General features: G+C 61.5%; 22 protein-coding genes. 14 read left to right on the forward strand and 8 right to left on the reverse strand.

Annotation, left to right across the window (positions count from 1 at the left end):
* Positions 1–14: 14 nt before the first annotated feature.
* The gene (rpmB, locus tag HSW_RS20675; protein WP_044003635.1) at positions 15–254 is read right to left on the reverse strand and encodes a 50S ribosomal protein L28; all 240 of its coding nucleotides are present in this window, start codon (positions 252–254) and stop codon (positions 15–17) included.
* Positions 255–350: 96 nt separating this feature from the next.
* Positions 351–536 carry a DUF5522 domain-containing protein gene (locus HSW_RS24625; protein ID WP_071883156.1) on the reverse strand — a complete coding sequence of 62 codons (186 nt, stop codon included), beginning with the start codon at positions 534–536 and terminating at the stop codon, positions 351–353.
* Positions 537–695: 159 nt separating this feature from the next.
* On the opposite strand from HSW_RS24625, the gene HSW_RS20680 reads away from it, so the two are divergent.
* The 6 genes from HSW_RS20680 (at position 696) to HSW_RS20705 (ending at position 5,359) form a co-directional block, all read left to right on the forward strand.
* Positions 696–1,145: a hypothetical protein gene (locus tag HSW_RS20680; RefSeq protein WP_044003638.1), complete on the forward strand. Its 450-nt coding sequence runs from the start codon at positions 696–698 to the stop codon at positions 1,143–1,145.
* 68 nt (positions 1,146–1,213) lie between these two features.
* Complete coding sequence (rocD, locus tag HSW_RS20685) at positions 1,214–2,479, forward strand: ornithine--oxo-acid transaminase (RefSeq protein WP_044003641.1); 1,266 nt, start codon at positions 1,214–1,216, stop codon at positions 2,477–2,479.
* 218 nt (positions 2,480–2,697) lie between these two features.
* A complete protein-coding gene (locus tag HSW_RS20690; protein WP_155833088.1) occupies positions 2,698–2,916 on the forward strand; it encodes a hypothetical protein in 219 nt (72 codons plus the stop codon).
* Positions 2,917–3,089: 173 nt separating this feature from the next.
* Positions 3,090–3,611, forward strand: a complete 522-nt coding sequence (locus HSW_RS20695; RefSeq protein ID WP_044003646.1) for a hypothetical protein — start codon at positions 3,090–3,092, stop codon at positions 3,609–3,611.
* A 92-nt stretch (positions 3,612–3,703) separates the two neighbouring features.
* Positions 3,704–4,696, forward strand: coding sequence for a porphobilinogen synthase (gene hemB, locus HSW_RS20700; protein WP_044003649.1), 993 nt, complete (start codon positions 3,704–3,706; stop codon positions 4,694–4,696).
* 159 nt (positions 4,697–4,855) lie between these two features.
* Positions 4,856–5,359, forward strand: a complete 504-nt coding sequence (locus HSW_RS20705) for a GNAT family N-acetyltransferase (RefSeq protein ID WP_044003651.1) — start codon at positions 4,856–4,858, stop codon at positions 5,357–5,359.
* Positions 5,360–5,379: 20 nt separating this feature from the next.
* Here HSW_RS20705 and HSW_RS20710 read toward each other — a convergent pair whose 3' ends face one another.
* Complete coding sequence (locus HSW_RS20710) at positions 5,380–6,795, reverse strand: APC family permease (RefSeq protein WP_052346697.1); 1,416 nt, start codon at positions 6,793–6,795, stop codon at positions 5,380–5,382.
* A 154-nt stretch (positions 6,796–6,949) separates the two neighbouring features.
* Here HSW_RS20710 and HSW_RS20715 point away from each other — a divergent pair, with 154 nt between their 5' ends.
* From HSW_RS20715 to HSW_RS20725, 3 genes are all read left to right on the forward strand, one after another.
* Positions 6,950–7,906 (forward strand): cation diffusion facilitator family transporter, encoded by a 957-nt coding sequence (locus HSW_RS20715; protein WP_044003652.1) that lies wholly within the window; start codon positions 6,950–6,952, stop codon positions 7,904–7,906.
* A 107-nt stretch (positions 7,907–8,013) separates the two neighbouring features.
* Positions 8,014–9,216: a glycoside hydrolase family 1 protein gene (locus HSW_RS20720; RefSeq protein ID WP_044003655.1), complete on the forward strand. Its 1,203-nt coding sequence runs from the start codon at positions 8,014–8,016 to the stop codon at positions 9,214–9,216.
* 14 nt (positions 9,217–9,230) lie between these two features.
* Positions 9,231–9,941 (forward strand): phospholipase D-like domain-containing protein, encoded by a 711-nt coding sequence (locus tag HSW_RS20725; protein ID WP_044003656.1) that lies wholly within the window; start codon positions 9,231–9,233, stop codon positions 9,939–9,941.
* Positions 9,942–10,032: 91 nt separating this feature from the next.
* Here HSW_RS20725 and HSW_RS20730 read toward each other — a convergent pair whose 3' ends face one another.
* On the reverse strand, positions 10,033–11,667 hold the full coding sequence (locus tag HSW_RS20730) for a PA14 domain-containing protein (protein WP_081768534.1): 1,635 nt from the start codon (positions 11,665–11,667) through the stop codon (positions 10,033–10,035).
* A 251-nt stretch (positions 11,668–11,918) separates the two neighbouring features.
* On the opposite strand from HSW_RS20730, the gene HSW_RS20735 reads away from it, so the two are divergent.
* Positions 11,919–12,416, forward strand: coding sequence for a methylated-DNA--[protein]-cysteine S-methyltransferase (locus HSW_RS20735; RefSeq protein WP_044003658.1), 498 nt, complete (start codon positions 11,919–11,921; stop codon positions 12,414–12,416).
* A 36-nt stretch (positions 12,417–12,452) separates the two neighbouring features.
* Here the strand turns inward: HSW_RS20735 and HSW_RS20740 are convergent, their stop codons facing one another.
* Entirely contained in the window at positions 12,453–13,340 is an 888-nt protein-coding gene (locus HSW_RS20740; RefSeq protein ID WP_044003659.1) for an alpha/beta hydrolase, read from the reverse strand.
* A 177-nt stretch (positions 13,341–13,517) separates the two neighbouring features.
* On the opposite strand from HSW_RS20740, the gene HSW_RS20745 reads away from it, so the two are divergent.
* Together HSW_RS20745 and HSW_RS20750 are read left to right on the forward strand one after the other, a co-directional pair.
* Entirely contained in the window at positions 13,518–14,231 is a 714-nt protein-coding gene (locus HSW_RS20745; RefSeq protein WP_052346698.1) for a tetratricopeptide repeat protein, read from the forward strand.
* A 113-nt stretch (positions 14,232–14,344) separates the two neighbouring features.
* Positions 14,345–15,070: an outer membrane beta-barrel protein gene (locus HSW_RS20750; RefSeq protein WP_044003660.1), complete on the forward strand. Its 726-nt coding sequence runs from the start codon at positions 14,345–14,347 to the stop codon at positions 15,068–15,070.
* A 150-nt stretch (positions 15,071–15,220) separates the two neighbouring features.
* On the opposite strand, the gene HSW_RS20755 is transcribed toward HSW_RS20750, so the two are convergent.
* Positions 15,221–17,665 carry a M4 family metallopeptidase gene (locus HSW_RS20755; protein WP_044003661.1) on the reverse strand — a complete coding sequence of 815 codons (2,445 nt, stop codon included), beginning with the start codon at positions 17,663–17,665 and terminating at the stop codon, positions 15,221–15,223.
* 297 nt (positions 17,666–17,962) lie between these two features.
* Here HSW_RS20755 and HSW_RS20760 point away from each other — a divergent pair, with 297 nt between their 5' ends.
* Positions 17,963–18,751 carry an SDR family oxidoreductase gene (locus HSW_RS20760; RefSeq protein ID WP_044003662.1) on the forward strand — a complete coding sequence of 263 codons (789 nt, stop codon included), beginning with the start codon at positions 17,963–17,965 and terminating at the stop codon, positions 18,749–18,751.
* Between the two features lie 72 nt (positions 18,752–18,823).
* On the opposite strand, the gene HSW_RS20765 is transcribed toward HSW_RS20760, so the two are convergent.
* On the reverse strand, positions 18,824–19,723 hold the full coding sequence (locus HSW_RS20765) for an ATP-grasp domain-containing protein (protein WP_231501330.1): 900 nt from the start codon (positions 19,721–19,723) through the stop codon (positions 18,824–18,826).
* Positions 19,724–19,863: 140 nt separating this feature from the next.
* Positions 19,864–21,183, reverse strand: a complete 1,320-nt coding sequence (locus HSW_RS20770; RefSeq protein WP_044003664.1) for an amidohydrolase — start codon at positions 21,181–21,183, stop codon at positions 19,864–19,866.
* Positions 21,184–21,501: 318 nt separating this feature from the next.
* Here HSW_RS20770 and HSW_RS20775 point away from each other — a divergent pair, with 318 nt between their 5' ends.
* Positions 21,502–22,140 (forward strand): phosphatase PAP2-related protein, encoded by a 639-nt coding sequence (locus tag HSW_RS20775; protein WP_044003666.1) that lies wholly within the window; start codon positions 21,502–21,504, stop codon positions 22,138–22,140.
* Positions 22,141–22,166: the final 26 nt, after the last annotated feature.

A 22,166-nucleotide genomic window follows, 5' to 3' on the forward strand; every position in this document is an offset into this window, starting at 1 on the left:
CCGGAAAGAGAAGACTAGTAAACGATGAAGCCCTGCTCCTTCGCCTTCTTCAGGACCGACATGATGCCGTTCTTGTTGATGGTGCGGATGGTGCTGGTAGCTACTTTCAGCGTAACCCAGGCATCTTGCTCGGGGATGTAAAACCGCTTCTTCTGCAGGTTCGGGTAGAACTTGCGCTTGGTTTTGTTGTTGGCGTGCGAAACGTTGTTGCCTACGCGGGTACGCTTGCCGGTCAGATCACAAACTCGGGCCATGATATTAGGAGCTTAGAGGTTTCAATGCTAGAAAAAGGGACGCAAATATCCGAAGTATTTCGATAGAAGCAAACCCAAGGGCTGGAAAATAGCGGGTTAGCCCTGTTTCGGGCCCGAATTCGCCTTCTTTTTGTCGCGCGCCGCCTGCCATGGGCAGTGCCGGCAACCGTTGCCGCAGCAGGAGCCGCGCCGCCGATGGTACTGTTCGGTGAATACCATGTATCCTTCCGGAGTGAAATAGAAGTCGCCGGGCTGGAGGGGCTGAGGAGCGGCTGAAGGCACGAAACGTAAAATCGGATGAAGCCGCAAGATACGCAACGGGCCAACAGCTAGGTGGTAACCGAAGCCAGCAGTTGTTTGTATCTTACTCTACCAACAGGTGCGGCCCGTGTTCCGGCGGCCGGCCCTCCGTATCGTATGCACCTCATCCGGCTTCTTCCTTTGTTCCTTGTCCTGTCATCGTTTGCAGCAATAGCCCAGCAGACACTACCGGCTACGCTGACTTGGCTGGTGACACGGGTAGCCCAGTCATCGGCGGAGCCCCTGCCAACGCTGCCGTTGCGGGAAGCCCAGCGCACTTTGGGCACAGCCCGGCAACGGTTTCAGCAGGGCCTGCCCCCTACCGCCCGCCTCTACCTTACGGCCCGCGTACTGAACGAAGCCGCAACGCCCGAGTTGGTAGTAATAGCCGTAGAAACCTGGCAGGGCCGGCAGCTGCGGGGCTGGATTCTGCGCGCCGGCTCCAGCCAGCAGAATACCCAGCTTCCGGTAGAATTCGTGGAAGCCGCTGTGCATGACTGGTTGCTATTACACACTGATGGCCGGGAGGAAGGCAATTACCTGGGCAAATACTGGAACCTGGAGGAAAAGCTAGCCGCCCGCCCCGAGTAGTCCCTCGCCAATAGCCGCTCCGGTTTTCCGTAGCTTTGAACACCTCCAACCTCAATTTCTTCCCACTTATGTCGTCGTCGTCCCACCCCGCCGTTTCCGACACCACTACCCACAGCCGCAGCCAGGAGCTGATGGCCCTGGAGGACCAGTACGGTGCCCATAACTATCATCCGCTGCCCGTGGTGCTGAGCCGGGGTGAAGGCGTTTACCTCTGGGACGTGGAAGGCAAGCGATATGTCGATTTCCTCTCGGCGTACTCGGCCGTGAACCAGGGCCATTGCCACCCCCGCATCATCGGGGCCCTGACGGAGCAGGCCCGGAAGCTCACGCTCACGAGCCGTGCCTTCTTCAACGACCAGCTGGGCGCGGCCGAGAAGCAGCTGTGTGAGCTGTTCAACTATGACAAGGCTCTGCTGATGAACTCCGGAGCCGAGGCGGTGGAAACGGCCCTCAAACTGGCCCGCAAGTGGGGCTACCAGGAGAAGGGTATTGCTCCCAATCAGGCCCGCATTCTGGTAGCCGAGCACAACTTTCACGGCCGCACTACCGGCATCATCTCCTTCAGCACCGATGGCGACTCGACCGGCGGCTTCGGGCCCTATATGCCGGGCTATCAGGTGGTGCCTTATGATGATTTGGAAGCGTTGGCCGAGGCTCTGAAAGACCCGCACGTCTGCGGTTTCCTGGTAGAGCCCATTCAGGGTGAAGCCGGCGTGATGGTACCCACCGATGGGTATCTGGCTAAGGCGGCGGCTTTGTGCAAGGTGCACAACGTACTGTTTATTGCCGATGAAATTCAGACCGGCCTGGGCCGCACCGGCGAGTTGCTGGCGGTATGCTACGAGGGGGTTCACGCCGATATCCTGATTTTGGGGAAGGCACTGAGCGGCGGCGTACTGCCGGTATCGGCCGTGCTGTCCCGCAACGAAATCATGCTCACCATCCAGCCCGGGCAGCATGGCTCTACTTTCGGTGGTAACCCGCTGGCCTCAGTAGTGCTGCGTGCTGCGCTGGACGTGCTACTCGAGGAAAAGCTGGCGCAGAACGCTAAGGCTCTGGGCGAAGTATTCCGGGAACGGATGCGCCGCCTGCAGCAGCAGCGGCCGGAGGTGATTGAGCTGGTGCGCGGCAAGGGCCTGCTCAATGCGGTGGTTATCAAGCCCACGGCCGATGGGCGCACGGCCTGGGACGTGTGCGTGACGCTGATGGAGCGCGGCCTGCTGGCTAAGCCTACCCACGGCGACATTATCCGCTTCGCCCCGCCGCTGGTGATTACCGAAGACCAGCTCCACAAAGCCTGCGACATTATTGAGCAGGTAATCCGGGAGTTCTAGGCGTTTCCGGTATCCTGATCCGCTTTTTATAATCGAACGACCTGCCCGCCCGGTAGGTCGTTCGGCGTGTATGGGCTACCATTCACCAGCTCCTACCATACCCCGCCGACAAAACCGACGCACTGGCCGCCGACCGTAGCCGGTTGACCGAAGAAGCAGCCGGAGGGCCGGCCACCCACGGTACCTTTGATGCATTACTTCCTCAAAACTTTACCGTTATGTGTACTCTTCGGGTGTTTTTATTCTGTGGCGTTATCAGCCTGCTGGCCAGCTGCCAGACCAGCCGTCCCACATTTGTACCCCGTACCTTCGGAGCCATAACGTCCTTCCCTTCCGACTCGGCCAGCACAGTGCTGCTGCTGCACGATTCGCAGGGTCCGCAAGCTACCCGCGTGGTGATGACGACCACCGAAGCGGCCTCCTTCCGCCAGCAGTAGCCCTGACTGGCGCGGCATTTACCCTGCTTTACCGCTCCCCTCATAGTACCCCTTGCCGCCGTGCTGTTTCCCGTTGTCGGGTACGGCGCGGCGGTTTTTTTTTGTACGCAGCCAACAGCCTTGCCCCAGGCAGCAGCTTGAAAGCACCAATAGTTTGTGTCTACCTTCGGGCTATGCAAACAACTATCCGGTTCCGCTGGTGGGTGGCGGTGCTACTCCTGAGCAGCTGCCGCAGCGAGCAGACCGCCTTTTCCTTTCGCTCCGCTCCGACGGCTACCAGCAACCCGGTGGCCCAGCCTGTGGCCGAAGCGGCCAGCACCGCGGCTACCACATTAGCTGTAATACCTGAGCCGGCTATTTCATCGGCTACAGCCCGGCAGATGCCGCAGCCGGTTACGGGCCGAGCACCGCGCCCCCGCCTTACTACAGCTTTCCGACAACAGACGGTGCCACGGCGGACTACTGAAACCACTGCCGTAACCCGGCCCCAGAACCCAACCCGGCACGATGCGCTGCATGTAGTGCTGGGGGCACTGCTGATAGTAGGCGGCGTGGTGGCAGGTCTGGCACTGGGCGGCTGGCTGGGACTGGGCGTGGGGGCCGTGGTGGTGCTGCTGGGCTATTACTTCGTGGTGCTGGGCATCGGGGGCAAGCACGCCTGGCTGGAGATTTTTCAGGAGTTTTTTAACATGTGATGCCCACCAGCTGGTCCGGTACCGGCTACCCGGCCGGCAACCTTACCTTTGCTTTGGTTGTTCTATCCCGTCTTACCAACTGACTTTTTTGTATGCCCCAGCTGCCCACGCACCGCCCGCGCCGCAACCGCAAATCCTCGGTTATCCGCGACATGGTGCAGGAAACCCACCTTACTGTTCACGATTTTATTTATCCGCTGTTCCTGATTGAGGGCCAGAGTCAGCAGGTGGAAATCCACTCCATGCCGGGCGTGTACCGCTACTCGGCCGATACGATTATCGATGAAATCGGGCGCTGCGTGGAGCTGGGTATTAAAACCTTCGCGCCATTCCCCGGCATCAACGAGGCGCTAAAGGACCGGCTGGCCCGCGAATCGGCTAATCCCGAGGGGCTGTACCTGAAAACAGTGGCCAATATTAAGCGGCAGTTTCCGGAGGTAGTGCTGATGACCGACGTGGCCATGGACCCTTATTCCTCCGATGGTCACGACGGCGTGGTGGATGCCGAGTCGGGCGAGATTCTCAATGACGCTACCCTGGAGGTGCTGGGCCAGATGGCCCTGGCCCAGGCCCGCGCCGGCAGTGACATCATCGGACCGAGCGACATGATGGACGGGCGCGTGGCCTGGATCCGGGAAGTGCTCGACCAGAACGCATTTGCCCACGTCAGCATCATGAGCTACACGGCCAAATACGCTTCCGCTTTCTACGGTCCTTTCCGCGACGCGCTGGACTCTGCTCCCAAGAAAGGCGACAAGAAAAGCTATCAGATGAACCCCGCCAACCGCCGCGAAGCCCTGCGCGAGCTGGCCCTCGACGAGTTGGAAGGCGCCGATATGGTGATGATCAAGCCGGCCCTGAGCTACCTCGACGTGATTCGGGAAGTGCGCGACAATACCCACCTGCCCGTGACGGCCTACAACGTATCGGGCGAGTACGCCATGGTGAAGGCTGCTGCCCAGAACGGCTGGCTCGACGGCGAAAAGACGATGATGGAAGTCCTCACCAGCATCAAACGCGCCGGTGCCGATGCTATCCTCACCTACTTCGCCAAGGAAGCCGCCGAAGTGTTGCGGCGGGGGTAACGGCGCGGTTTTATCTGTCATCCTGAACGCAGTAAAGGACCTTATCAAGCAGGAACGACAAGCGTATCAACGACTCGTTCCTGCTTGACAAGGTCCTTTACTGCGTTCAGGATGACACCCTTTTTTCTTATTATTTCATTACTTCATCACCCCAACAAGATGCCCCGCCTCGCTACCGCTGCCGATTTGCCGACCATTCTCGACCTTATCCGGCAGGTGGTGCCGCTGATGAACGCGGCCGGTAACTGGCAGTGGACGGTTGAGTACCCCAACGAAGCTGTCTTCCAGCGCGACATTGAGCGGCAGCACCTGTGGGTAGCGGAACTGGACGGCCGCGTGGCCGCCGTAGCCGCCCTCACCCACAACGACCAAGATGCCGAGTACGCCCAGGCCGATTGGGACGTGGCCGAGCCGGCTCTGGTCACCCACCGGCTGGCCGTGCATCCGCAAGCCCAGGGCCATGGGCTGGCCGCCGGCTTATTGGCCCAGGCTGAAGTGCTGGCCCGGCAGCAGGGCCTGCGGGTGCTGCGCGTAGATACCAACTCCGAAAATCAAGCGACCCAGCAACTGTTCCCAAAGCTGGGTTACCGCTACGCCGGCGAAATCACGCTGGCATTTCGGCCGGGGCTACGGTTTTTCTGCTACGAAAAGCAGCTGGCTTAGCAGAAAGCGCTAGGTACCATCTACTTCCTGAACGGCCAGCGGCCCAGGCGGCGGCTCCAGAGCAGAAACACCACCGTGCCCAGGCCCATCATCAGCACGGCGGCCAGCTGAAACGGCAGGAACACCGTGCGGCCACTCAGGTGCAGCTCAATACCCTCCGTAATACTCCAGAACACCCACAGCCATACCGCCACGGCCACCACCACCGGCAGCGGATACAGCGGCATCCGGAATGGCAAACCCTGCGTGCCCCGGCGGCGGCGCAGTAGCACCAGCCCCACAGCCTGCCCCACGAACTGCACCAGGATCCGCATGGCCAGGATGGCGGAAATGACTTCGCCTAGTTTGAACAGCAGGCTAAACACGAAGCCCATACCGCCCAGCAGCAGCAGCGAAACGTGCGGAAACTGCTTGGTAGGGTGCGTTTTGGCGAAGATGGGCAGAAACTCGCCGTCGGCAGCGGCAGCGTAGGGGATGCGCGAGTAGCCCAGCAGCACCGCAAACAGGGACGCAAACGCCACCCACAGCACCAAGGCCGTAGCGGCTTTGGCGGCAACTGCGCCGTACAGCCGCTCTACAAACGTGCTGACGATGAACTCGGAGTGGCGGGCTTCAGCCCAGGGAATCACTGATCCTACGCTCCAGTTCAGCAGCAGGTACAGCGCCATAATGCCCAGAATACTCAGGAAAATACTGCGCGGAATCAGCTTGTGCGGCTCTTTTACCTCGCCACCCAGGTGGCACACGTTGTAGTAGCCGAGGTAGCTATAAATGGTTTTGACGGTGGCCTGGCCCATAGCCACCGACATCAGCACGCCAGGCAGCGCGCCTATGCCCCCGGTTGGCAGCCACTGCACAGAATGCGTGGCGTGCGTGAGGCCGCCGAAAATCAGCCAGCCCATGAGTCCCAGCACGCCCACGCACAGCAGCACGCCCAGTCGCCCCACGTCCTCGATGCGGCGGTAGAGCAGCGCAATCAGCAGCAGCACTACCACGCCCGAAACCATCTTGGGCTGCCACCACTCAGTGAGCGGCACCAGGTAGCCGAAGTACTGCGCAAAGCCAATAGCGCCCGAAGCCACCACCAGCGGAGCCTGCACCAGCGTCTGCCACACGTACAAAAACGACATTAGCCGGCCCCAGCTTTGCTCGCCATAAGCCAGCTTCAGGAAGCGGTAGGAGCCGCCGGCTTCGGGGTAGGCCGCGCCAAGTTCGCTCCAAATCAGCCCGTCTACCAGGCTCAGGGCCGCGCCCACCACCCAGGCCAGCAGAAAATTCGGGCCCATGAACCCCATCACCAGCGGCAGCGTTACGAAGGGCCCGATGCCCACCATGTCAATCATGTTCAGGGCCGTGGCCTGCACCAGCCCCAGGCGGCGGCGCAGCGGCGCAGTGGCTTCGAGCAAGGGGGCAGAAGGAGAGTCGAGGTTGGGCATCGGGGAGGGGAGAAGCAGTAAAAGTCGCAGAAACCTGGAATGTTCGACGAGGCATCTTCTACGCAGCTGAGCCAGCCTTGCCCACCAGCCCGATCGGGCATTTCCAACCTAAGCCCAACCCGGCGCGTACCAGCAGGCACACGCACCTTACCTTATGTCGGCCGGTTCATCCAAGATTGCCATTTACGGAGCCATTGGCGCCAACGTAGCTATTGCCATCAGCAAGTTTGTGGCGGCCTTCTTCACCGGCAGCTCAGCCATGCTTTCCGAGGGGATTCACTCCTTGGTCGACAGCGGCAACGGCCTGCTGATTCTGTATGGCGTGAAGCAGTCCGAAAAGCCGGCCGATGCCCGTCACCCGTTCGGCCGGAGTAAGGAACTGTATTTCTGGGCGCTGATTGTGGCGGTGCTGGTGTTTTCGGTGGGCGGCGGCATGTCGTTCTACGAGGGCATCGAGCACCTCAAGCACCCCGCCCCCATCACCGACCCCACTTGGAACTACTGGGTGCTGGGCCTCTCGATGCTGTTTGAGGGCATTTCCTGCTTCCTGGCCTTCCGTGAGTTCAACAAAACGCGTGGCGACTCGGGCTTCTGGGCTACGCTGGGCCGCAGTAAGGACCCCTCGGTATTCGCTATTCTGATGGAAGATATGGCCGCGCTGCTGGGTTTGGTTATTGCGCTGGCCGGCGTGTATTTCGGGCATGCCCTCAACAATCCGTACTTTGATGGCGGTGCTTCCATTTGCATCGGGGTGCTGCTGGTTTCGGTAGCCATCTTCCTGATTTATAAAACTAAAGGCCTGCTGGTAGGGGAAGGTGTGGACGATGAAACCCTCGACTCGCTGGAGTCCCTGGCCCGCGCCCAGCACGGCGTAGAAGCCGTCCGTCGTCCGCTCACCATGTACATGGGGCCGCAGGATGTGGTGCTGGCGCTGGATGTAGAGTTCCACGACCACCTTTCGGCCAATGAAGTGGAGGTAGCCGTAGACCAGCTCCAGGATATTATCCGGGCCAAGCACCCGGAGTTCAAGCGAATTTTCATTGAAGCCAAAGGCCTGGCCGGTAAACTGCGCAACCCCACAGCTACCGACGCTATTTCCCCTCAGATTTAAATCAGTTGCCGGTTGTGCGTTACCAGTTACCGGTTACTAGGTTGCTAAGTGCAAACAGACAACCCGTAGCTCGCAACTCACAACGCACAAATGGCAACTCAATGCTTATGCTACACGATTTCCTGACTTCTTCGCCCTTCCAGTCCTTCTGGATGGCTGGTTTCGAGTGTACCGACCAGCAGAACGCGTTTGGGCACCGGGTAGATTTTTTGACCCTGACGGGCCATGTTCAGCTGCTTGATGCCGATTACAAAGCGGTGCAGTCCTTTGGCATGAGCACGGTGCGGGAAGGCATCCGCTGGAGCCAAGTGGAGCGCGTACCGTATCAGTATGACTGGAGCACCGTGCAGACCCTGCTGGATGCCGGCCAGCGCCACGGCGTACAGCAGGTGTGGGACCTGTGTCACTTCGGCTACCCCGACGACCTAACGCCGTTGCATCCGATGTTTGCCCGCCGCTTCGCTCACCTGTGCCGGGCCTTCGTCGACTTCTACCGCAGCCAGCGGCCCAACGAGGTGCTCATTGTGACGCCCATTAATGAGGTGAGCTTTATGAGCTGGCTGGGAGGTGATGTGCGTGGTACGTCACCTTACTGCGTGGGCCAAGGCTGGGAAGTGAAGCTAGGCCTGATGCGCGCGTACATTGAGGGCGTAGCCGCCCTGCGTGAAGCTGACCCCGGCATCCGGATTCTGACGACGGAGCCGCTCATCAATATTGTGCCGCGTATGGGGGCCAGCCCCAAAGAAATGCGTCGCGCCCGGGAGTTCGACCTCAACCAGTTCCAGAGCGTGGACATCCTCTCGGGCCGGCTGTGCCCTGAGCTGGGCGGCCGGCCCGAGTTTCTGGACCTGCTGGGCTTCAACTATTACTACGACAACCAGTGGCAGCAGGAGCCGCACCAGACGCTGCCCTGGGCCGATGACTTCCACGACCCGCGTTTCCGGCCGCTGAATTTATTACTGGCACGGGCCTACCACCGCTACGGCCGGCCGGTAGTCCTTACGGAAACCAGCCACCCCGGTCAGGACCGCCCCCATTGGCTGCGCATGATAGCCCATGAAGCCACGCTGGCTCTACAGGCTGGAGTGCCCTTGCTGGGTGTATGCCTCTACCCCATCATCGACCGGCCCGACTGGGACCACCTTACGCCTTGGCACCGTGCCGGCCTCTGGGACGCCGATGAGGCCGCCCCTACGCCCGGCCTCACTCGCGTGTTGCACGAATCTTCCGCCGAAGCTCTGGTGGAAGCGCAACAGCTCGTGGCTCAGCTGCTACCCCAACCCGCCGGCCTGTTTCTCCAGCCTTCCTGATTCTGCTGCTTTCTATGTCGTCTCCCGCTGCTACTGCCTTGCTGCACCAGTTCCGCCAGGCCTTCGCCGATGTCAACCTCTCGCCCGCTGAGGCGCGGCAACTACGCGACCAGCTTACGGTGTTTCAGCAGCAACAGGGCAACGTAGAACACCTGCGGCATCAGCTGTTTGAGCTGGCGAAGGAGCGGTTCAACACGTTCAAAGACAAAGCCGTGCTTGAATGGCTGGAAGCTGCCAGCAATTTGCTGCCGGTAGCACCCGCTGCGCCGGCAGCTGCGCCCGGGGCCGAAGTCTTTTTCAGTCCCGGTGAGGAGTGCGTAGCGGCCATCCGGCGCTTTATTGCCAGTGCCCACCGCACCCTGGATGTATGCGTGTTTACTGTAGCCGATGACCGGCTAACCGACGCCCTACTGACCGCGCACCGGCAGGGTGTGTGGGTGCGCCTGCTCACCGATGACGAAAAGCTCCTGGACCGAGGCTCCGACGTACGGCAGCTGCACGCGGCCGGCGTTCCTATCCGCACCGATCAGTCGAGTAACCACATGCACCACAAGTTTGCCGTGGCCGACAGCCACTCCGTCCTCACTGGCAGCTATAACTGGACCCGCTCGGCCGCCGAGTACAACCTCGAAAACTTGCTCATCACCCCCGATCCGGCTATTGTGCAGCGGTACGCCAGCGCGTTTGCCCAGCTTTGGGAGCAGTTACGGCCTTTTGGTGGGTAAGCAACTGAGCAGAATCTTACAAGACAGTGGCCCGGCCGGCACCTCCTATGTGAGATGCTGACCGGGCCACTACCGTTTGAAAGTATGCCAGTTATTTACCGGGCGTTGTGCTGCCTACTGAAGGGGAAGCTGCAGGAGTATCAGGCCCTGGCCGCCGGATGGAAATCAGTTGGCGGGTATTGGTGATACCTACCGTGAGGCTGAGGTAATAGTCGCCAGCCGGCAGGGCCGTGAAATCCAACGTCTGATGGTGTGCCCCGGCGGGCTGCTTACGGTAGTCGGAGACGCGCACAGCCACGCCGTTCTGGTTATAGAGCACCCAGCCCAGCGGCTTGGCTTCCGGCAGCGTGTAGGCCATCTGGAGTACCCCGTTGGATGGGTTTGGGTACACGCTCATCTTGTTGTCGCCTACGCTGGGGGCATTAGCGGCAGCGGCGGGCAGTTTTTCTTCCACTTCCTTCACGGCCGTCAGCTTCCACTGCTGGTTCGGCTCGCCGGTGTAGCGCTGCTGCTGCAGGCCACCATCCAGCGTGTCGCCGTAGGTCAGCACCTTTTTACGAACGTGGTGTGGCGTGAGCTTGTAGTATCCTTTATCGGCTTCCTCAATTTTCCACCGCTGGTTGTAGCCGCTGTAATACGTCCACACGCTGAGCGGAGCACCGTTGGACGTGGAGCTGCCCAATACCTCCAGCACCTTGTTGCTGCCGGGCAGGACCAAGCGGTACAGCCCTTCCCCGGCCGGCTCGATGCGCCACTGGGGAGCGACATCCTTCTGGCCGGCTGCTTCAGCAGCCAGTTGCTCGGCGCGGGTAGCGGGGCGGCCCTGCTCTACCTTCAACGGCTGGCCCGTAGAGCGCACCGAGAGTGTATATAGTCCTGATAAATCAGCGGGCGGCGTGGGTTCGGGCTCGGCCGCTTTAACTGGCTTCGGGGGCTTGGGAGCCTTCACTACTTTCTCGGCAGGCTTGGGCGCGGCCTGCGCTACCGCTTTAGGGGCAGGTTTGGCCGGCGTGGCCGCCGGCTTGGCCACTGGCTTAGCGGCCACAGCAGGCTTGGCCGCCGTAGTAGTAGCCGATTTAGCAGCCATACCGGCCGCCGTAGGCGTGGGCACCGCCTTGGCCTTGGTAACGGGCGGTGGGCCAGCGGGGTCGCGCGTAAGCGGGGAGCCCACCGGATACAGGTTGCCCGTGGGAATAAGCTGCGGCGACTGACCGGGGCCAGCCCACTGCAGCTGGATGCCGGCGTTACCCTCGGCGTCGTTATACTCCAGCTTGATGGTAACTTTCTCGCCGGCAGCCAGCGTAACCGTGGGGTCGTCTACATTGGTGGGCTTGCGGCCGTCCCAGGTATCGAGCACTTTTTTGCCGTTCACCCACAGACGCACCTCATCGGTAGTGGCCGCCACGAAGCGGTAGCGCCCGGTGCCGGGCGCGGCCAGCAGGCCTTCCCAGCGCACCGAAAAGTTATCAGCGGGCAGTTCGGGCGCGGGGGCCGCCGTGCCCCAGCGGAAATCCACCACGGCATCCTGCCGCTTCAGCACGGGTGACCCAGCCAATGAACCGTTGTTGAAATAGGAAGCCGTGAGGCCCGTTCCCCAGCCCTGAACCGGCAGGGTCGTTACAGGGCGCACCGGAAGCAGCAAGGTCGCCGCCGCCGAAACCCCGGCGGCTTGCAACCCGCTGGTCAGGCTCAAGCCCAGGGCGGAGCACAGAAGTAAATATCGCACAGTATGAAAGGCTTTGAGTGATGAAAACAGAGCCCGTATCAGGCAAATGAGAACCGCACAAAAAAGTAGAGACAGAGTTATATTTTCCTGATTCCACTCTGACCAATATACGCCTTTTTTTCAGCGCGTTTGGTACGCTTCAGCTCTCGGTGGCAACCCTCCGAAGCATTGAATACTGCAAATTTAGGTCTTCCCAACGGCTTCTCCTGACCTTATTTCATATTTTTGGCTACCTCCCCTCCTGTTGCGCCATGAATGAAGCCCGTGCATTTTTATCTTCCCCCCTGGGGCTGCTGGCCATACAGGGTACCGAGGACGGGTTACGGGCCGTGCAGTTCTTGGCCGCCCCGACCGGAACCGTAACGGCGACGCCCGCGCATCAGGTGCCGGGCTGCCTGCAGGAAGCGTATCGGCAGCTACAGGCCTATTTCGGGCGGGAACTGCAGGAATTTTCAGTGGCTACCGATGTAGTGGTGGGCACGGGTTTTCAGCAGCTGGTGTGGGCCACGCTGCCGGCAGTAACCTACGGCCGCACGGCTTCTTACCTTGATATTGCCCGCCAGCTTGACAATCCGGGGGCGGTGCGAGCCGTGGGAGCGGCCAACGGGCAGAACCCGCTGGCTATTATCTGGCCCTGCCACCGCATTATCGGGGCCAACGGACAGCTGACCGGCTACGCGGGAGGCCTTTCGCGCAAGCGGTGGCTACTGGATTTCGAGCGACCCAGTCTGCAGACCAGCCTTTTTTAGCTCGCCGGATTGCGGGCTGGCACCGCCTTTAAGCGGTTATTGGGTCGGCTGGCCCACCAAAGACAGCAGCTGCTGATACACGATGTTGCGTTGCCAGTACAGCTGCAGCACCATCGGAATGTGCTTTTTGCCGGGCAGTACCGTATAGCGCGGCGCGTGGCCCAGCGCCGTGAGCCGCTGCCGGAACCGGGCGCTGCTGCTGCTGATGGAAGGATACGTTTCGCCCCCAATCAGCATAACTACGGGCGGAGTGTGCGCCGTGAGGTGATAGAGAGCGGACATCCGTTTCCAGGCAGCCGGGTCTTTGCCAAACGGCACCAGATACTGCGCATCGTTGGGGTACTGCATCCGGCGCAGGTAGTCGTACATGTCCAGCCCGGCCGGGTCGTCGAGCACAGCACCGCGCACCGGATTCCGGGCCAGCCCACGCCGCTGAAACAGAGCGTCATCAGCGGCTAGCAATGCTGCCAGCCCGCCCCCGGCCGAGTGGCCCATCACGAATATCCGCTGCGGGTCGCCCCCGAACTCCCGGATGTGCTCGGTGGTCCAGATAACGGCCCGGGCGCAGTCATCGGCCATTTGCGGTACCCGCACCTGCGGAGCCAGGCGGTAATTGAGGATGACGGCCACCACGCCCTGCTTGGCCAGACGGCGGCCGATGAACGAATAAAACTCTTTGCTGCCACTATCCCAGTTGCCGCCGTGAATAAAAACCACCACCGGCCGCAAAGCCGGGGCGGCCGCTTTCGGGGCGTATACATCCAGTTGGTGCCGCTCGGAGTGGTAGGCAGAATCGGTAGCGGGTACGTACCGGACATCGGTAGTACGGCGGCTGGGACGGGCTACGGCGTACTCGGTGGCACCCGCCAGCAGCAACAAGCCACTAACCAGCGCGGGCAGCACCCGCCAGAACAGAAAACGCATCAGGGCAGAAAAGAGGGCGAGAAAACGGAAGGTACGGCCCCGTTTCGCCGATGGATTGCAGCAACTGGCGGGTTACGGCCTCTGCAACGGTTCGTAACCGGCAGGGTTGCGGCAGCCTTTTTATCTTTGACGATTGGCACCGTTTCAATTTTTGCCCTCTTTGTTCGTTACGATTGTATGAAATCCACTTTTCTGCTGGCGGCGGCCCTGCTCCTGTGGGGCGCGGCTCCGGCCCAGGCCCAGCGCAAAGCCAAGACCCCTCCCACCGATGTGCCGCTGGCTACCCGACGGCTGCAGCCCCTGTTCGGGGGGCTCACCCCGGCCCAGGCCGAGCAGGTACTGGGAGCTCCGTTCATTACCAGCCTGACTAACAGCTTTGCCTCGCGGGCCGAAGCCAGCCGTTTTTTCAGCACCAAAGGCTACGAATATCTTTCTGAAAGCCAAACCGATACAGCGGCTTACCGCTTCAACCTGGCCTGGGTACTCGACCCCAACAACGCCGACGCCTACCACGGCCTGGGCATTGTGGCCAGTAATGCCGCTACCCCGGACCAATCCATCGACCTGCTGACCAAGGGCCTGACGCTGACGCCTGCCAACTCGGCCCTGCTCAGTGACCTGGGGGCTACCTACCTGATCCGGTACCAGCAGACCAAGAAAAAGAAGGACCTGACCACCGGCACCGAGCTGTTGGAGAAAGCCACTACGCAGGATGCTACTAACGCCGCCGGCTGGCAGCAGCTGGCCCGCGCTTACTACTACCAGGAGAAGTACCCGCAAGCCTGGGAAGCCGTGCACAAAGGCCAGACCAGCAACTTGGCTTCTCTCGATTTTGAGTTGATCAGTGACCTGAAAGCCAAGCTGCCGGACCCGCAGGGAACCTTCAAATAAGGCAGCCTCCAACTCTGCCCGGCAACACCCCGAGGCGCGGCCGCGTATGTCGGGGCTTCACCACCTATAGCTTCTACTGCGTGAATTGTCGTTCTCTTCTGCCTGCCCTTCTATTGCTTTCCCTGGCTACAACCCACTCTGCACAGGCCCAGGATGCCGGCCCCGAACGGCGGCGCCGACATTACGACGGCCAGGCCCGGGCATTCTACCGGGGTCCGGTACGGTTTACGGTGGGTGGCGGCGTAGGCTACTACAACGGCGACCTGACCAGCAGTCTCGGCGACCAGTTCATCGGCCCCAGCTTCACGGGCGGCATTCAGTACCAGACGCACCCGCACTGGCAGCTGGGCGGCGAGGTTTCCTACATCCGGCTGGGAGCGAAGGACTATCTGCTGGATCGGGGACTGGCGTTTCAGGGCCATAATGTGGCGGGTATTGCCTTCGTGCGCTGGGAACCGCTGCATGATGAAGGCGCCTACGCCGCTCCGCGTAAGCCGGCATCCATCATCAAGCCCTACCTGAAAGCGGGTGGCGGACTACTGCTGTACAGCCCCAAAGCCTTCCGGGGTACTGAGCGGCCCAACGGAAATACCAATACTACTTACCTGTCGGCAGAGCGCAATGACTATCCGGCCCTGGCCCTCACGTTACCCGTAGGGGTGGGCTTTACGGTGCGCCTCACGCCTAAGCTCGGCGCCTCGCTGGAAGGCTCCTACTCCTTCACTACCACTGACCAGATCGATGATATCAGTACCGTCTCGGGCCGCTCATCTTCTTCCCTCAATGATGGCTTCGGCCAGCTGGAGCTGAAGTTGGAGTACGCACCCTGGGGCCGCTAGTACCGCCGTATGCTGACCGAAAAAGCCTGCCAACTGGTGGTTTTTTTGTGAATAAGCTAACCAAAGCCACGCCTTTATGTACCGACAGAAACACAAAAAAGGGTCCGCCAATCGGCGGACCCTTTTTTGTGTTTTGCAGCCGTGAGCCGACTACTCTTTCACGAACTTCTGGTGGAAGGATTTCTGGCCGTCGCTGACCGTCAGCAGGTAGATGCCTTTGGCGAGACCGGCTACGTGGAGCTGGCCGTTCTCGAAGCGGGCGTTGCTCACGCGGGCTCCGCGCAGGTCGGTTACCATAGCCAATACTACCAAGGCCTTGCTGGCCAGGGAAATGTTCAGCACATCAGCCGCAGGGTTCGGGAACACCGTAATGGCTTGCTCCACCGAGTTGCTGAGCGAAGAGCCGCCCATGAGGCTGGTCACACCGGCCGGAGCCAGAGTTGCGCCGCCCGTGATGTTTACGGTGTAATCTTCGGTTTCGCCGTAGCTGTAGCTGTTGCAGCTGGTAGTAGCCGAAGCATCGCTCAGCACCACGCGCAGGCGGGTGGCACCAGTTTTAGCCGTGGTGGGTACCGTGAAGGTGCCGGTGAGCGTAGCAGCACTGGCCGATGAACCCGTTACAACGGTTTCGCCCGCGTCGGTAAAGTCACCATCTTGGTTGTAGTCGATATAGATGTCCCAGTACTCGGTGTAGGCCGTGGAGGCAAAGCCGGCTGAGAAGCTGATGGTCTGCGAAGAACCGGCGGCAATGGAGGTAGAAGTAGCCGTGCCGTTATAGTAACCAGCATCAGCAGCCGAAGTGCGGGCAATGGTACCCAGCTTTACATAATCAATCCACTCATAAGCCACGCTGGTGCCTTTGCTGGCGCAGTAGGTCACGGTGGTGGGCGGCGGCGTGGTGGTACCACCGTAAGCCGCGCCTACGCCCACGGCGAACCAGGCGTTGGTAACGGCCTGCTCCTCGGCCGAGCCGGCCCCGTACAAATCCTTGGCTGCCTGAATGGAGCCCGTGCGTGCGGCGGCGTAGTTAGACGACGCCGTGAGGTACACCGTTTCGGTGCGGTAGGCAATGCGGCCGGCTTTATCGATGCCGATGCCGGCTACGCTGAATACGCTGCCGATGTCGTTGGTGCCGCTGCCGCCCACGGCCAGCCGGTAAAACCAGTGGTTGAGCACGCCCGAGTTGTAGTGCACGCCACCGTTGTCGCCGGTGCCGCTGTACCAGCTGGTGCCCTTGTAGGTGTCGGGCTGGCCTTCGGCGTTGGGGTTGCTCATGGAACGCAGGGCCGGACGCACCTTATCGATGTCCTCGCCGATAAGCCAGGTAGCTTTGCTGGCATCTTTATAATACTCCACGCAGGCCCCCCAGATGTCGGAGAAGCCTTCGTTGAGGGCACCCGACTCGTTGGAGTACGTGAGGTTAGCCGAGGATGAGCACACGGCGTGGCCGATTTCGTGGGCCGCCACGTCGAGCGAGGTCAGCGGGTCGAAGCGGGTGGCGCCGTCGCCGTAGGTCATGCGCGTGCCGTCCCAGAAGGCATTTTCATAGCCCACGCCGTCGCCGGGCGTGTCGTCGAAGTGCACGTAGTTTTTGATGGCAGCCCCTGCGTTGTTGTAGGAGTTGCGGCCGTGGATGTTCTTGAAGTAGTCGTAGGTGCTCTGCGCGCCGTAGTGCGCATCAAGGGCCGCGTTGTCGAAGTTGGCGTTGTTGTACTCAGTCCAGCTGTTATCGGCGTCGGTGAAGTCCACGGCGGCCGTGTAGCTGCTGCCCTTCTTGCAGTTATAGGTCTGGATGCCGCTCCCGCGCGATACGTCGCGCAGCCGGAACGTGCCGTTGTAGCTATCGGTGGTGGCGGTTTTGGTGCCGCTGTACTTGGTGGCAAACGTGCCGGTAGCGGCGGCGTGCTTGATGATATCATCCTTGAGCACGATTTCGCCGGAGTGCGCGTCTACGTAGATGAAGGCGCGGCTCAGTGGCGCTTTGGCGTACACGTTGAACTTCCAGGCCAGCGTGGGCTGGCCCGCGCGCAACGCGTTGGTGCTGCGGTGATTTTTCACCACCACCAGCTCGCCCTTGGGAGCGTACGTAGCGGCGGCGTTGTTTTCCTGCTGTCGCAGCCCGGCTTCCTCGGCGGCATCCTGCCACATGTAGGTGCGGGCACCCACGAAGGCCAGCGCGCGGGTCAGCGCCGCGGCCGCATCCAGCGAGGGCGTGGTATTGAGGCTGCGTACCTTCTCGAAGTGGCCGTTGAGCAGCGCCACCCGGCCCTGGCGGGCATGTACCGAGTAGGTGCCATGCTCTACCTTGATGCCTTTATAGAACTGCTGGTATTTCTCGTGCACGAAGCCCAACTCATCGGTTTCGGTTTTGAGCAGGGAAAGCTGATCATCGGTGGCGAGCTGCAATTGCTCGCGCAGAGCGGTTTTGGCTTCGCTGAGCTGATAAGCGCCGCCCTGCGTACGGAATTCAATGAGGGCCGGCATCCCATTTTCGTCCAGCTCCCGGCTTTTTACCCGGGAAAAATCTTGGGCCAGGGTAGTGGACGTCAGGCCACCGAGCAGCAACAGGGTGGCCGCGGAGTACTTGTTGATCATACAGTGTGGTTGTGGGGAGTGAAATTGGACCGTAGTGCGAGCAGCTTTTCAGCTGATTAAGCGACTTTATGAAAGCCAATTTAAATACTTTTTAATCTTTCCCCCAATTCTTTGAAAAAATTATCAAACAATCGAGGCTTTTTGATAAATATTCACAAAAACATAGCCTTTATGCGTTATCTATTGAATTATCTGGCAGCCAGCTGATTAATACTATGTTGACCCGGCCGTACTTACAAGGGTGCGGCGAGGCTACGGTAGCAGCCGAAAATTTTTAACCATTCCAAGATTCTCTCCATGCATACTTCATCTTCTGAGTACCAGAAACGCTGGACCCTGCAGGGCCAAACGGCTTTAGTGACAGGTGCTTCCAAAGGCATTGGGGCAGCGGTAGCCGAAGAGCTGCTGCACCTGGGCGCAACGGTGGTAGCCGTAGCCCGCACGGCTCCGGAGCTGGAGCAGCGGGTGGCGCAGTGGCAGCAGCAGGGCCTGCCCGCCCACGCCCTGGCCGCCGACCTGAGCACCCCGGAGGGCCGGGCGCAGGTGGCGGCGGCCGTAGCAGCGCGCGGGCCGCAGCTGCACATGCTGATCAATAACGTGGGCACCAACATCCGCAAGCCTACCGTGGAGTACACCCCGGAGGAATACCGCTATCTGCTAGCCACCAACCTCGATTCGGCCTGGGAGCTAAGCCGCAGCGTACAGCCCTTGCTGGCGGCAGCCGGCCGCAGCAGCATCGTCAATATTTCGTCGGTGGCGGGGCTCACGCACGTGCGTACCGGCTCCATCTACGGCATGACGAAGGCGGCTATGGTGCAGCTCACGCGCAACCTGGCGGTGGAATGGGCCGGGCTGGGTATCCGGGTAAACTGCGTGGCCCCGTGGTACATTCGCACGCCGCTGGCCGCCACGGTGCTCCAGAACGAGGCATTTCTGGCGGAAGTGCTCAGCCGTACGCCGCTGCGGCGCATCGGGGAGCCGGAGGAAGTGGCCGCGGCCGTGGCGTTTCTGTGCCTGCCCGCCGCCGCCTACATCACCGGCCAGACGCTGAGCGTAGATGGCGGCTTCACGGTGAACGGGTTCTGAAAGTAAAAGGTAAAATTGTGAAGGGTGAAGTTGTACCGTTCAGGTTAACAGCACAACTTCACCCTTCACCCTTCACAACTTCACCATTCTCCGCAGGGCGGTTTCGTAACGGGGTAGGGCCTGGGCATCGGAGGCTAGGTAGAGGAAGGGTTCGATGAGCTCCAGTTCCATCAGCAGCAGCTCGCCATCCTGGTCGAGGCCATCCACGCGGGCGTAGAGGCAGCCGGCGGCAAAGCGGCGCACGATGTCGTCGGCGGCGCGGCGCAGGTGGGCGGGGGCCTCGCGCGGCTCGATGCCGCCGCCCAGGTAGTGCTGCACCCGGAAGTCGCCGGATTTCGGCGTTTTCAGTACGCAGTGGCTGTATTCGCCGCCGTAGTAGAGCAACGACCACTCGCCTTCCTCCTGAATGCGGGCCTGGAACGGCTGGGCCAGAAAGTCCTCGTGCAGCAGCAGCTCGGTAAGCTGGGGCTGGCGCACGGCCGTATCCTGGCGGGTGAGCACGAAGGTATTTTTGGCCCCGCCGCTCACGGCCGGCTTAATCACCAGCTGCTCCTGGCCCATTTCGGCCAGCAGCGCCGCCGCCTCCACGGCCTGGCCGCGCGGCAGCAGGCGGGTGGGCACAATACGCACGCCGGCCCGCTCCATTTCCAGCAAGTACTTCTTATCGGCGTTCCAGCGGATGGTGGCGGCGGGGTTAAGCATGCGCACGCCCAGTTGCTGCATCCGATCTAGCCACTGGTAGAACTCGGCTACGCGGTCGAAGTAGTCCCAGGGCGACTTCACCAGCACCACGTCGTAGCGCAGCCAGTCAACGGCCGGGTTGCTCCATATGCGGGGCTCCACGGTGTGGCCCTGCGCGCGCAGGTAGCGGGTGAGCAGGCTGTCTTCGTCATCCACGTTCGGCGCGGCGTACTGAGCCAGGCTTTCGCAGGTTACCAGGGCAATATTCATCACGGATGTAAACGGATTCATCGGATTACGCGGATTCGGGCGCGAGTTTTATCGGCTCGTCCGGCGGGCTATCAGACGGTAACCGACGGCTACGGTTGCGTTTGCGCCCGGCCATTAAGCGCCTTCGGCCCTAACTACTTCTCAGTCAAAGCGGCTTCGTCTTACTTCTTCGCGGCCGCGAGGTAGTCGGTGGCCAGCGTAACGAGGGTGCGCACGCCCAGTGTCAGGCCGCTTTCGTCGATGAAGAAGCCGGCGGTGTGGTGCGGGGCGGTTTCGGCGGGATTCTTCCCTTTGGGCATGCCGCCTACAAACACGAACACGCCGGGTACTTTCTCTTGGTAAAAGGCGAAATCCTCGGCCCCGGTCACGGCTTTCTGCACCCGCACGTTGGCCGGGCCGGCGGCACGTTGCAGACTGGGCACCATCTGCTCGGTCAGGCGCGGGTCGTTGTAGGTGATGGGAGCATAGTTGGTGATGTCCACCTCGGCCGTGGCGCCGGCACTTTCGGCAATACCCGTGGCGGTGCGGCGCACGGCGGCCCACACTTTCTGCTGCATTTCCTTGTTGAGGCAGCGGATGGTGCCCATCAGCTCCACCTGCTCGGGGATGATGTTGTTGCGCACTCCGCCGTGCACCATGCCCACCGTCAGTACCACGGCATCTTCCGTCAGCTCGGCCTGGCGGCTCACAATGGTTTGCAGCCCCAGCACAATCTGAGCAGCGGTTACTACCGGGTCCACGGCCAGCCAGGGGTACGCCCCGTGCGCCGATTTGCCCTTCACCTTGATGTTGAACACGTCGGATGAGGCCATTTCGCCGCCGGGCCGGTAGCTGAGCTGGCCGACCTCCGTCTGGGCCTGAATGTGCACCCCGAAGATGGCGTCCACCTTCGGCTTATCGAGCACGCCTTCCTTCACCATCAGGCGCGCGCCGCCTTCCTGGCCGGGTAAGGAGCCTTCCTCGGCGGGCTGGAAGATGAACTTCACGGTGCCGGGCAGCTCCTGGCGCATCTTCACCAGCACTTCGGCCGCGCCCAGTAGCATGGCCACGTGGGTGTCGTGGCCGCAGGCGTGCATCACGCCCACTTCCTGGCCGTTGTACTGGGTGCGGGCTTTGGAAGCAAAGGGCAGGGCGTTGCTTTCCGTCACGGGCAGGCCGTCCATATCGGCGCGCAGGGCCACCACGAGACCGGGTTTACCACCTTTCAGCAGGGCCACCACGCCGGTGCGGGCCACGCCAGTCTGCACCTCCAGACCCAGCTTGCGCAGGTGCTCGGCCACCAGCGCGGCCGTGCGGGTTTCCTGGTTGCCCAGCTCGGGATGCTCGTGCAAATCGCGCCGCCAGGCAATTACCTGCGCCTCCTGCTGGGCCGCAAGTTTGGCAATGCGCTCAGCCGGAAAAGCAGGTTTGGTTTGGGCGAAAACGGGCGCGGCAGCGGCCAGCAGGGTGCCAGCGAGGGGTAGCAGATAACGGTGGTGCATGCGGAGAAGCAAAGACGTAGCGAACAACCCGGCGGCGCTAAAGGCCAGGACCGGGCCGACCAAGGTAAGCCCGAACCCCGCACAATGGAAATTTCGGGCCGCAGGCCGCGGGTTTTCCCGGCAGAAAGTTGCGCACCGGCCAGATTTCCGGTGCTTCTTTGCGGCTTGCTACCTGTTCCGGCGGCTGAAAGCCATCAGGCCGGTTGCCGCGTGCTGACACCCGAATACCTCCCCGGCGCGGCTGGCCCCGGCGACAACCGGCCCGACAGGCAGCCGACTGCCGGGCCAGAGCAACCATTCTGATAAACAGTATTCTGCATGCCATTCCCTGATTCCCTGACCTGGCCGGCCGCGTGGCGCCATTCCGCTTTTCGGTTCCGACTGGGCGCGGTGGTGACGCTGCTGCTGCTGCTGGCCAGCCAGCTGCCGCACTACTTTGCCTGGGTGCAGGCCCGCCCCGGCCGCGTGCTGCCCGACCCGCTGCTGGCTTGGCTGCCGGCCCACGATGTTTCGGGGGCTACGTTTGCCGTTATCTACCTGGGCATCGGGCTGGGCGTGGCCACGCTGCTGCCCCGGCCGGCGCGGCTGCTGCGGGCGCTGTGGGCGTACCTGGGGCTACACCTGCTGCGCTGCTTCACGCTGCTGCTGCTGCCGCTGGAGCCGCCGCCGGGCCTAGTACTGCTCTGCGACCCGCTGGTGGATCAGCTCATCTACGCCGCCCCCGCCCCCATCACCAAAGACCTATTCTTCTCGGGCCACACGGCTACGCTGCTGCTGCTGGCCCTGGCCGTGCCCGCCGGCTGGCGGCGTCAGGTGCTGCTGCTGGGCACCGTGACCATCGGCGCGCTGGTGCTGGTGCAGCACGCGCACTACACATATGATGTGCTGGCTGCCCCACTGTTCGTAGGGCTTGCGTGGTGGCTGAGCGGGCAGATTGGTGAAGAGGTGAAGTGGTGAATGCACTGCCTTCACAATTTCACCTC

This window comes from Hymenobacter swuensis DY53 (assembly GCF_000576555.1).
Classification (GTDB): Bacteria; Bacteroidota; Bacteroidia; order Cytophagales; family Hymenobacteraceae; genus Hymenobacter; species Hymenobacter swuensis.

What these genes read in the sequence shown, in the direction of transcription:
- rpmB (WP_044003635.1), bottom strand. Translation starts at nt 254, where the DNA reads ATGGCCCGAGTTTGTGATCTGACCGGCAAGCGTACCCGCGTAGGCAAC.
- rocD (WP_044003641.1), top strand. Translation starts at nt 1,214, where the DNA reads ATGTCGTCGTCGTCCCACCCCGCCGTTTCCGACACCACTACCCACAGC.
- HSW_RS20690 (WP_155833088.1), top strand. Translation starts at nt 2,698, where the DNA reads ATGTGTACTCTTCGGGTGTTTTTATTCTGTGGCGTTATCAGCCTGCTG.
- HSW_RS20695 (WP_044003646.1), top strand. Translation starts at nt 3,090, where the DNA reads ATGCAAACAACTATCCGGTTCCGCTGGTGGGTGGCGGTGCTACTCCTG.
- hemB (WP_044003649.1), top strand. Translation starts at nt 3,704, where the DNA reads ATGCCCCAGCTGCCCACGCACCGCCCGCGCCGCAACCGCAAATCCTCG.
- HSW_RS20705 (WP_044003651.1), top strand. Translation starts at nt 4,856, where the DNA reads ATGCCCCGCCTCGCTACCGCTGCCGATTTGCCGACCATTCTCGACCTT.
- HSW_RS20710 (WP_052346697.1), bottom strand. Translation starts at nt 6,795, where the DNA reads ATGCCCAACCTCGACTCTCCTTCTGCCCCCTTGCTCGAAGCCACTGCG.
- HSW_RS20715 (WP_044003652.1), top strand. Translation starts at nt 6,950, where the DNA reads ATGTCGGCCGGTTCATCCAAGATTGCCATTTACGGAGCCATTGGCGCC.
- HSW_RS20720 (WP_044003655.1), top strand. Translation starts at nt 8,014, where the DNA reads ATGCTACACGATTTCCTGACTTCTTCGCCCTTCCAGTCCTTCTGGATG.
- HSW_RS20725 (WP_044003656.1), top strand. Translation starts at nt 9,231, where the DNA reads ATGTCGTCTCCCGCTGCTACTGCCTTGCTGCACCAGTTCCGCCAGGCC.
- HSW_RS20735 (WP_044003658.1), top strand. Translation starts at nt 11,919, where the DNA reads ATGAATGAAGCCCGTGCATTTTTATCTTCCCCCCTGGGGCTGCTGGCC.
- HSW_RS20740 (WP_044003659.1), bottom strand. Translation starts at nt 13,340, where the DNA reads ATGCGTTTTCTGTTCTGGCGGGTGCTGCCCGCGCTGGTTAGTGGCTTG.
- HSW_RS20745 (WP_052346698.1), top strand. Translation starts at nt 13,518, where the DNA reads ATGAAATCCACTTTTCTGCTGGCGGCGGCCCTGCTCCTGTGGGGCGCG.
- HSW_RS20755 (WP_044003661.1), bottom strand. Translation starts at nt 17,665, where the DNA reads ATGATCAACAAGTACTCCGCGGCCACCCTGTTGCTGCTCGGTGGCCTG.
- HSW_RS20760 (WP_044003662.1), top strand. Translation starts at nt 17,963, where the DNA reads ATGCATACTTCATCTTCTGAGTACCAGAAACGCTGGACCCTGCAGGGC.
- HSW_RS20765 (WP_231501330.1), bottom strand. Translation starts at nt 19,723, where the DNA reads ATGAATCCGTTTACATCCGTGATGAATATTGCCCTGGTAACCTGCGAA.
- HSW_RS20770 (WP_044003664.1), bottom strand. Translation starts at nt 21,183, where the DNA reads ATGCACCACCGTTATCTGCTACCCCTCGCTGGCACCCTGCTGGCCGCT.
- HSW_RS20775 (WP_044003666.1), top strand. Translation starts at nt 21,502, where the DNA reads ATGCCATTCCCTGATTCCCTGACCTGGCCGGCCGCGTGGCGCCATTCC.